Source organism: Quisquiliibacterium sp. (assembly GCF_982640115.1).
On the sequence record NZ_CEXFHW010000158.1, the window covers coordinates 1 to 9,356 of the forward strand.

9 protein-coding genes are annotated in these 9,356 nt (G+C 70.2%); 7 read left to right on the forward strand and 2 right to left on the reverse strand.

The window, feature by feature from the left end:
- Positions 1–209, reverse strand: a 209-nt coding sequence (locus tag AC2H6A_RS15250; protein WP_484274512.1) for a phasin family protein, incomplete at its 3' end; no start/stop codon positions are given.
- Between the two features lie 213 nt (positions 210–422).
- Between AC2H6A_RS15250 and AC2H6A_RS15255 the strand changes: the two genes are divergently transcribed.
- From AC2H6A_RS15255 to dnaB, 7 genes are all read left to right on the forward strand, one after another.
- Complete coding sequence (locus AC2H6A_RS15255) at positions 423–2,411, forward strand: SDR family oxidoreductase (RefSeq protein ID WP_484274513.1); 1,989 nt, start codon at positions 423–425, stop codon at positions 2,409–2,411.
- 7 nt (positions 2,412–2,418) lie between these two features.
- Positions 2,419–3,222 carry a DUF8198 family protein gene (locus AC2H6A_RS15260; protein ID WP_484274514.1) on the forward strand — a complete coding sequence of 268 codons (804 nt, stop codon included), beginning with the start codon at positions 2,419–2,421 and terminating at the stop codon, positions 3,220–3,222.
- A gap of 90 nt (positions 3,223–3,312) precedes the next feature.
- Entirely contained in the window at positions 3,313–3,681 is a 369-nt protein-coding gene (rpsF, locus tag AC2H6A_RS15265; protein WP_484274516.1) for a 30S ribosomal protein S6, read from the forward strand.
- A 19-nt stretch (positions 3,682–3,700) separates the two neighbouring features.
- Positions 3,701–4,024: a primosomal replication protein N gene (gene priB, locus AC2H6A_RS15270; protein WP_484274517.1), complete on the forward strand. Its 324-nt coding sequence runs from the start codon at positions 3,701–3,703 to the stop codon at positions 4,022–4,024.
- 1 nt (position 4,025) lies between these two features.
- On the forward strand, positions 4,026–4,301 hold the full coding sequence (gene rpsR, locus AC2H6A_RS15275) for a 30S ribosomal protein S18 (RefSeq protein ID WP_484274518.1): 276 nt from the start codon (positions 4,026–4,028) through the stop codon (positions 4,299–4,301).
- Positions 4,302–4,319: 18 nt separating this feature from the next.
- Positions 4,320–4,769, forward strand: a complete 450-nt coding sequence (gene rplI / locus AC2H6A_RS15280) for a 50S ribosomal protein L9 (RefSeq protein WP_484274519.1) — start codon at positions 4,320–4,322, stop codon at positions 4,767–4,769.
- Positions 4,770–4,923: 154 nt separating this feature from the next.
- Positions 4,924–7,416, forward strand: a complete 2,493-nt coding sequence (gene dnaB / locus AC2H6A_RS15285; protein WP_484274521.1) for a replicative DNA helicase — start codon at positions 4,924–4,926, stop codon at positions 7,414–7,416.
- A 13-nt stretch (positions 7,417–7,429) separates the two neighbouring features.
- Here the strand turns inward: dnaB and AC2H6A_RS15290 are convergent, their stop codons facing one another.
- The gene (locus AC2H6A_RS15290) at positions 7,430–9,226 is read right to left on the reverse strand and encodes a PhoH family protein (protein ID WP_484274522.1); all 1,797 of its coding nucleotides are present in this window, start codon (positions 9,224–9,226) and stop codon (positions 7,430–7,432) included.
- Positions 9,227–9,356: the final 130 nt, after the last annotated feature.

The window sequence follows — 9,356 nt, forward strand, 5'->3', positions numbered from 1 at the left end:
AGCCGCTCACCCGCCATGGCGCGGGTCTTCGACTGCAGGCTGAGGCCCTCGCGCACCAGCGTCTCGAAGGCCTTGCCCGGCTCCATGCGCGCCTTGGCGAAGGCGCCCAGGCCGGCCAGCCAGATCTTCTCGGCCGATTCGCGGATCACATCGGCGATCTGGCCGCCTTCGTCCTTTTCCTTGGCGAGCTGCTTGAGCTTCCTGACCATGCTGGATCACTCCCTGTCTGCGTGCCGGCGGACCATCCGCCAGCGATGGGGCCGAGTGTAGACCCGCGTGTCTAGGGGGCGCACCCTAAAGCGGCCCGGGATGAGTCGGCGCACCGCCGCGGCCGCTTGCCGCTGCCGCTGCCCGGTGCAATCATCGGCCGGCTTCCGGGCCGGCCCGGACACCCACATCAACACCCTGCGCGGAGACACCCCATGGCCTACTTCCTCACCGGCGCCACCGGCTTCATCGGCAAGCGTCTGGTCCGCAAGCTGCTCGCGCGACGCGGCGCGGTCGTGCACTTCCTGATCCGCGATGCCTCGCCCGAGAAGCTCGCCGCGCTGCACGAGTTCTGGGGGGTGGACGGCCGCCGGGTGGTGCCGGTGGTGGGCGACATCACCCGCCCCGGTCTGGGCCTGAAGGCGGCCGAGCGCCGCGCGCTGGTCGGCAAGATCCGCCATGTGTACCACCTGGCTGCGGTGTATGACCTCGGCGCCGACGCCGAGTCGCAGGGGAAGGTCAATGTCGAGGGCACGGCCAATGTCGTGGCCTTCGCCAACGAGATCAAGGCCGGCTGTCTGCATCATGTGAGCTCGATCGCCGCCGCCGGCCTGTTCGAGGGCATCTGGCGCGAGGACATGTTCGACGAGGCCGAGGGCCTGGACCATCCCTACTTCGCCACCAAGCACGAGTCCGAGGGCATCGTGCGCGCGCAGGCGAAGGTGCCGTTCCGCATCTACCGGCCGGGCATGGTGATCGGTGATTCGGTTACCGGCGAGATGGACAAGATCGACGGCCCCTACTACTTCTTCAAGCTCATCCAGCGCATGCGCCGCCTGCTGCCCTCGTGGATGCCGACCATCGGCATCGAGGGTGGGCGCATCAACATCGTGCCGGTGGACTTCGTGGTCAACGCGCTCGACCACATCTCCCATGCCCGCGATCTCGACGGACGCTGCTTCCATCTGGTCGACCCCGAACCGATGCGCGTCGGTGATGTGCTCAACACCTTCGCCAGCGCGGCCCACGCGCCCTCGATGACGCTGCGCATCAACGCCGCGCTGCTCGGCTTCATTCCGCGCGGCGTCAAGAAGAGCCTGCTCGCGCTCACCCCGGTGCGGCGCATCCGCGATGTGCTCATGAAGGACCTCGGCCTGCCCGAGGACATCCTGCAGTTCGTCAACTACCCCACCCGCTTCGACTGCCGCGAGACCACCGCCGCGCTCAAGGGCTCGGGCATCGCCTGTCCGCGCCTGGCCGACTATGCCTGGGTGATCTGGGACTACTGGGAGCGCCACCTCGACCCCGACCTGTTCATCGACCGCAGCCTGCGCGGCCAGGTGGCCGGCAAGGTGGTGCTGGTGACCGGTGGCTCCTCGGGCATCGGCCTGGCGGCGGCGATCAAGCTCGCCCAGGCGGGTGCCATCACCATCGTCTGCGGCCGCGACGAGGACAAGCTGCAGGAGGCCCGCCAGCAGGTGGCCGCGCTCGGTCACGAGCTGCATACCTTCGCGGTCGACCTCGCCGATCTGCAGGATGCCGACCGCATGGTGAAGTGGCTGCTCGACACGCACGGCGGGGTCGACTTCCTGGTCAACAACGCCGGTCGCTCCATCCGTCGCGGCATCGAGAACAGCTACGACCGCTTCCACGACTTCGAGCGCTGCATGCAGCTCAACTACTTCGGGGCGCTGCGCCTGACCATGGGCCTGCTGCCGGCGATGCAGGCGCGTGGCGGCGGCCAGGTGATCAACATTTCGTCGATCGGCGTGCTGACCAACGCGCCGCGCTTCTCGGCCTATGTGGCCTCCAAGGCCGCGCTCGACGCCTGGACCCGCTGCGCCTCCTCGGAGTTCGCCGATGTGGGCATCAAGTTCACCACCATCAACATGCCGCTGGTGCGCACGCCGATGATCGCGCCCACCCGTCTCTACAACAATGTGCCCACCCTCTCGCCTGACGAAGCCGCCGACCTGGTGGTCGAGGCGATCGTCAGCAAGCCGGTGCGCATCGCCACCCGGCTGGGCGTGGTCGGTCAGGTGATGCACGCGCTCATTCCGCGGGTGGCGCAGGTGGTGATGAACACCTCGTTCCGGATGTTCCCTGACTCCGATGCCGCCAAGGGCCGCGAGGGCGGGCGCGCGGCGCAGCTCAGCGCCGACCAGGTGGCGTTCCAGCAGCTGATGCGCGGCATCCACTTCTAGCCCGCGCATGAGCGTCTCTGCGGGCGGCCCCGGCAGCCTCGACGACGACCCGCCCGGTCGGCCCGGTCATGGCGGACGCGGCCAGCCCGACCCGCCCGACGACGCCGGCGAGCGTCTGGCGCGCGCCGCCGCGCAGGTGGCGAGCCTGCGCCGGGCGATCGCGGCTGATGCCGGGCTGCGCGAGGCCACCGGCGCCGTCAAGCGCTGGCAGGCTGCGCGGCTGGCCCGCACCCATGCCGACCTGCTGGCCGATGCCGGTACGGCGCCCGCGGCCCGCTTCTTTCTCGACGACCTCTACGGCGCCAAGGACTTCTCGCGCCGTGACACCGAGCTGATCCGGCTGCTGCCCACGCTCAGCCGCCTGCTGCCCGAACGTGCCCTGCATACTGTGGCCGATGCGGTGGAGCTCGATGCCCTCACCGAGCGGCTCGACGAGAGCCTGGCCCGCGCCCTGGGCGAGACCGCCGGGCAGGGCCTGGACGAGGCCGCCTATGCCCGCGCCTATCGCCAGCCCGGCGCCGCCGAGGCCCGCGCGCATCAGCTCGACCTCGTGCTGCGCATCGGCCGCTCGCTGGAGGGGCTGGTGTCGCATCCTGCCATCGGGCGCCTGCTCTCGGCGATGGCGCTGCCGGCGCGGCTGGCCGGGGTGGGGCAGATGCATGACTTCCTCAGCCGGGGTTTCGCGGCCTTCGCCGGCCTGCCCTCGACCAACGCCTTCCTGGCGCGGATCGACCGCCGCGAACGGGCGATCATGGCCGCGCTGCTCGGTGGTCAGGACCGTCACTGGATCAGTCAGCCCGATTCGGGTTAGAATCTGAGGCTTTTCGTCATCCTTGCCGCGGTGCCTGACGCCGGCCCGCGGCCTTTGCCGGTTTCCGGCCTTCGTCCACAAGGAGTCCTGATGCGTCACTACGAAGTCATTTTCATCGTCCACCCGGATCAGAGCGAGCAGGTGCCCGCCATGATCGACCGGTACAAGGCGATGGTCGAAGCCCAGCAGGGCAAGATCCACCGGGTGGAAGACTGGGGCCGGCGCCAGCTGACCTATCCCATCCAGAAGGTGGCCAAGGCCCACTATGTGCTCATGAACATCGAGTGCCAGCCAGCCACGCTGGCCGAACTCGAGCACGCCTTCCGCTTCAATGATGCCGTGCTGCGCCACCTCACCGTGGCCATGCGCAAGGCCGAGACCGGCCCGTCGCCCATGTGGAAGCAGATCCAGCGCGAGGAGGCCAAGAAGGCCCCCGAACCCCAGCCCAGCGCCGCCTGACGCGTCCCGGCCCCACGCCGTGACTGCGCCCGGCAGCGTCACCGCCGCCAACCGGCTGCGACTGCAGGCCCGTCTGATCGCCAGCGAAGGTCTGCGCCACACGCCGGCGGGCATCCCGGTGGTCGATGCCACCCTGGCGCACCAGTCGGCGCAGTCCGAGGCGGGTCTGGCCCGAACGGTCGAGCTGGAACTCGCAACGCGGTTTGCAGGGGCGCTGGCCAAGCGGGCGGCGGTGCTGCCGATGGGTACGGCGCTGCAGGTGGAGGGCTTTCTGGCCCCCCGGCGGCGGCAGTCCCGGCAGCTGGTGCTGCATGTCAATGAATTTGAACTGATCGAGGTGTGATATGGCGTTCTTTCGCCGTGGTCCCAAAGATGGCAAGAAGAAGCGTCCGGCTCAGAACGCGCTGTTCAAGCGCAAGAAGTTCTGCCGGTTCACTGCAGAGAAGGTGGAGTACATCGACTACAAGGATGTCGAGCTCCTCAAGGATTTCATCACCGAGACCGGCAAGATCATCCCGGCCCGTCTCACCGGCACCAAGGCCCGCTACCAGCGTCAGCTGACCGAGGCCATCAAGCGCGCCCGCTTCCTGGCGCTGCTGCCGTTCACCGACAACCACTGATCGACGCCGGAGCACACCATGCAGATCATTCTGCTCGAACGCGTCCTGAACCTCGGCTCGCTGGGCGATGTCGTCCGCGTCAAGGACGGCTACGCGCGCAACTACCTCATCCCCACCGGCAAGGCGCGTCGCGCCACCGCGTCGGCCATCAAGGAATTCGAGGCGCGCCGCGCCGATCTCGAGAAGGCCCAGGCCGACAAGCTCGCCGCGGCCCGCGCCGAGGGCGAGCGCCTTGCCGGCTCCAGCGTCACCATCGCCCAGAAGGCGGGGGTCGACGGCCGGCTGTTCGGCTCGGTCACCAACTTCGACATCGCCACCGCCCTGGGCGGTCAGGGCTTCAAGGTCGACAAGGCCATGGTCCGGCTGCCCAACGGCCCGATCAAGGCCATCGGCGAGCACGGCGTGCAGGTCGCGCTGCACTCCGATGTCGTGGTCGAGGTCACCATCGCGGTCACGCCCGAGGCCTGAGCCTCGCGCGTCGCGGGCGCATGGCGCCCGCCCTGACGGGGGCCGCTGGCCCCCGTTTTCATGGCAGCCTGCGTCGGACGGGCGGCCTGCCGGGCAGTCCCCGCCGGGGCCGGGAGCCCGATAAGATAGGCCTCGCGCGCCAGGTGACCCCCTCATGAGCAGCCCCGACGACTCCTTTCCCCCGCCCTCGGCGCCCATCGACCGCGAGGTCGCGGCGCTGCGGTTGCCACCCCACTCCATCGAGGCCGAGCAGGCGGTGCTCGGCGGGCTGATGCTCGACAACCAGGCCTTCGAGCGGGTGGCCGACATCCTGCGCGAGGATGATTTCTACCGTCACGACCATCGTCTGGTCTGGCAGCAGATCGCCCGCCTGATCGAGCGCAACCAGCCTGCCGATGTGGTCACGGTCTTCGAGGCCCTCAAGACCGCCGGCAAGGCCGAGGAGGCGGGCGGGCTGCAGTACCTCAACGCCCTGGCCCAGGAGACCCCCTCGGCGGCCAATGTCCGGCGCTACGGCGAGATCGTGCGTGACCGCGCCATCCTGCGCCGGCTGATCGCCACCTCCGACCAGATCGCCACCGAGGCCTTCAACCCGCAGGGCAAGGACACCCGCCAGCTGCTCGACGAGGCCGAGTCACGCATCTTCAAGATCTCCGAAGACGGCTCGCGCGGCGCGGCCGGCTTCCAGCCGCTCACCGCGCTGATCAGCCAGGTGGTCGAGCGCATCGACACCCTCTACAACCGCGGCGGCAGCAGTGATGTCACCGGGGTGCCCACCGGCTTCTCCGATCTCGATCGCATGACCTCCGGCCTGCAGCCCGGCGATCTGGTGATCGTGGCCGGGCGGCCCTCCATGGGCAAGGCCCAGCCCGATGACGCGCCGGTGCGCACCCCGCAGGGCTGGGTCCGCATCGACAGTCTGCGTGTGGGTGATGCCATCGCCTCGGTCGATGGCCGGCCCTCCCGGGTGACCGGCGTCTACCCGCAGGGGCGATGCCCGGTCTGGCGGCTGCGCTTTTCCGACGGCCGTCAGGCGGTGGCCTGCGCCGAACATCTCTGGCGGGTGCGGGTGGGCCGTGGCGTGCGGCCGCGCGTGGTCAGCACCGCCTGGCTGGCCCGGCAGCTCGCCCGGCCCGGCACGCGCGTGCCGCTCACCATCGACCTGCCGGAGGGCCGCTTCGGTCATCACGATCCGTTGCCGTTCGACCCCTTCGCGCTCGGCCTGCTGATGCGCTCGGCCGATGAGGCCGCCGACGATGATGCCGCGCGGCGCGAGGCGGTCTGGGCTCAGGCCCTGGCCGGTCTGCTCCAGGATGCGGCCATGCGCGCGCGGCTGGGTCGGATGATGCGCGAGGCGAGGGTGCCGGCCCTCCACGGAGACGAACCGCTCGCCGCCAGCGCAGATGCCGTCGCTGCGGCCACCGCCACCGCCACCGCCGCCACCATCGGGATCCCTGCCGATGCCTCTGCCCAGCCGGATGCCCGAGCCCTGCGCGAGCGCCTGCGCGTCCTGGGTCTGTGGGCGGCCGACTTGCAGGCGCTGCGCTTGCCGGCGTGCTTCCTGGAGTCCGGGCGCGAGTCGCGCATCGCGCTGCTCGACGGCCTGCTCGGCGCCTCGGCGCAGGCGGGGCGCGACGGCCTGCTGCGGCTCAGGGTGCGGGCGTCGGGTCTGGCCCGCGACCTGACCGCGCTGGTGCGTTCGCTCGGGGGCTGGTGCCGTGCGCGCGCGGCCACCGGCATGGCGGCGCACAACCTCGCGCCGGTGCATCTGGCCATGAGCCTGCCCGCCCTGCCGGGCCTGGGCTGCCAGCGTGTGCATGGCGTGCCCGCGCGGCCGCCGCGTCGCCCGGCACTGGTCGCCATCGAGCCGGCCGGCGAGGCGCAGACCCGCTGCATCTCGGTCTCCCATCCCACGCGGCTCTACATCACCAGCGACGACTGCGTCACCCACAACACCGCCTTCAGCCTGAACATCGGCGAGCATGTCGCGGTCGATCAGGGCCTGCCGGTGGCGGTGTTCTCCATGGAGATGGGCGCCACCCAGCTCGCCCTGCGGATGGTCTGCTCGGTGGGGCGCCTCGACCAGCAGCGGCTTCGCACCGGCCGCCTCGTCGATGACGATTGGCCGCGGCTGACCAATGCCATCCAGAAGATGCAGGAGGTGCAGCTGCACATCGACGAGACGCCCGCGCTCAATGCGCTCGAGCTGCGCGCGCGGGCGCGCCGGCTGTCACGCCAGTGCGGCCAGCTTGGTCTGGTCATCGTCGACTACCTGCAGCTGATGAGCGCCAGCTCCTCCGGCGAGAACCGCGCCACCGAGATCTCCGAGATCTCGCGCTCCCTCAAGGCCCTGGCCAAGGAGCTCAACTGCCCGGTGATCGCGCTCTCGCAGCTCAACCGCTCGCTCGAGCAGCGGCCGAACAAGCGCCCGGTGATGTCCGACCTGCGCGAGTCCGGCGCCATCGAGCAGGATGCCGATGTGATCCTGTTCATCTATCGCGACGAGGTCTACAACCCCGACTCGGCCGAGAAGGGCACCGCCGAGATCATCATCGGCAAGCAGCGAAACGGCCCGATCGGCACGGTGCGCCTGACCTTCGTGGGTCAGTACACCAAGTTCGAGAACTTCACCGCCGGGTCGGTGTGACCAGGGGCTGCGCTCAGAGCGCCTCCCCGGCGTAGTCGGCCAGCCGCGAGCGCTCGCCGCGCTGCAGGGTGATGTGGCCGTTGTGGGCCCAGCCCTTGAAGCGGTCGACCACATAGGTGAGGCCCGACGAGCCCTCGGTGAGGTAGGGGGTGTCGATCTGCGCGATGTTGCCCAGGCAGACCACCTTGGTGCCGGGCCCGGCGCGGGTGATCAGCGTCTTCATCTGCTTGGGCGTGAGGTTCTGCGCCTCATCGATGATCAGGAACTTGCTCACGAAGGTGCGCCCGCGCATGAAGGACATGGCCTTGACCTTCACCCGTGAGCGGATCAGGTCCTGGGTAGCCGAGCGGCCCCAGTCGCCGGCGCCCGAGTCGCCATGGTTGAGCACCTCGAGGTTGTCCTCGAGGGCGCCCATCCAGGGCTGCATCTTCTCTTCCTCGGTGCCGGGCAGGTAGCCGATGTCCTCGCCCACCGGCACCGTGGCGCGGGTCATGATGATCTCGTTGTAGCGCTTGGCCTCGATGGTCTGGGTGAGGGCAGCGGCCAGGGTGAGCAGGGTCTTGCCGGTGCCGGCCTGGCCGAGCAGCGACACGAAGTCGATCTCGGGGTTCATCAGCAGGTTCAGCGCGAAGTTCTGCTCGCGATTGCGCGCGGTGACGCCCCAGACCGCGTTCTTCTGGTGGGCGTAGTCGCGCAGGGTCTGCAGCACCGCGGTGCGGCCGGTGATCTCGCGCACCTGCGCGGCCAGCGGCATGTCGCCTTCCAGCCAGACGAACTGGTTGACCAGCATGCTGGCCACCAGCGGCCCGGTGATCCGGTAGAAGGTGAAGCCGCCCTGCTGCCACGATTCCACGCCCTTGCCGTGCCGCTCCCAGAAGTTCGCCGGCAATTCGAGCCGGCCGCTGTAGAGCAGATCGGTGTCCTCGAGCACCTGGTCGTTGCGGTAGTCCTCGGCGGGCAGGCCCAGCGCGCGGGCCTTGATGCGCATGTTGATGTCCTTGGACACCAAAACCACCTCGCGCCCGCCCATCAGTTCCTGCAGGGCGCGCACCACGCCGAGGATCTGGTTGTCGGCCTTGCCCGCGGGCAGGCTCTCGGGCAGGGCCGCAGCCACGGCCTGGGTCTGGAAGAACAGGCGCCCGGCGGCCTCGCGGCTGCCCAGGGCGGACAGCGCGATGCCCTCGTCAATGCGGTCATGGGCGGCCGCGATCAGCGCATCGATCGAGCGGCTCACCTGGCGTGCATTGCGCGCCACCTCCGACATGCCCTTCTTGTGGCTGTCGAGCTCCTCGAGCGTCATCATCGGCAGGTAGATGTCGTGCTCGGCGAAGCGGAACAGGCTGCTCGGGTCATGCATCAGCACATTGGTGTCGAGCACGAAGAGCTTGCGCGCGCCCGGACTCGTGCGCGGCGCGGCGGCGACCACCGGCTTGACGACTTCCGGCCTCACCGCGCCCCCGGGCCTGGCGGCGACTGCCGCCGCTGCTGCGGCCGCCGGGGACTCGGTCGCTGCCATCGAGTCTGCGGGCGCAGACCCACGGCCGGCGCGGCGCCGCACCTTCGCCGGTTCGGCGGCCGCCCGGGCTGATGCGATGGGTGCCGGCGTCGCTACCGGCGTCACCGCCGGCGCCAGTGCCGCAGCGGCTGCAGCAGCGGGCGCGGGCGCCGCGGCCGAGGCGGCTGGCGGCGCGGCTGCCTCGTTCACCGCCGCGGGCGCCGCGGCCGGCCGTTTGCGCCGCACCCGGGCGGTCGGCTCGGCGCTCAGGTCGAGCAGGGTGGCGGGCTTGGTCGGGGCTTTGGGTAGTGGCATGGGGCGCCGGCGCTGCGCCGGTGTGATCCGGCCGCGTGGGCGGCCGTGGGGGGCTGGGGGCTAGAGCGACCGGACGAAGGCGAGCACCTCGGCGGCATGACCCGGCACCTTCACACCGCGCCATTCCTGC

Excerpts from the sequence above, each read along its gene's own strand:
- AC2H6A_RS15255 (WP_484274513.1), top strand. The coding sequence starts at position 423 with ATGGCCTACTTCCTCACCGGCGCCACCGGCTTCATCGGCAAGCGTCTG.
- AC2H6A_RS15260 (WP_484274514.1), top strand. The coding sequence starts at position 2,419 with ATGAGCGTCTCTGCGGGCGGCCCCGGCAGCCTCGACGACGACCCGCCC.
- rpsF (WP_484274516.1), top strand. The coding sequence starts at position 3,313 with ATGCGTCACTACGAAGTCATTTTCATCGTCCACCCGGATCAGAGCGAG.
- rpsR (WP_484274518.1), top strand. The coding sequence starts at position 4,026 with ATGGCGTTCTTTCGCCGTGGTCCCAAAGATGGCAAGAAGAAGCGTCCG.
- rplI (WP_484274519.1), top strand. The coding sequence starts at position 4,320 with ATGCAGATCATTCTGCTCGAACGCGTCCTGAACCTCGGCTCGCTGGGC.
- dnaB (WP_484274521.1), top strand. The coding sequence starts at position 4,924 with ATGAGCAGCCCCGACGACTCCTTTCCCCCGCCCTCGGCGCCCATCGAC.
- AC2H6A_RS15290 (WP_484274522.1), bottom strand. The coding sequence starts at position 9,226 with ATGCCACTACCCAAAGCCCCGACCAAGCCCGCCACCCTGCTCGACCTG.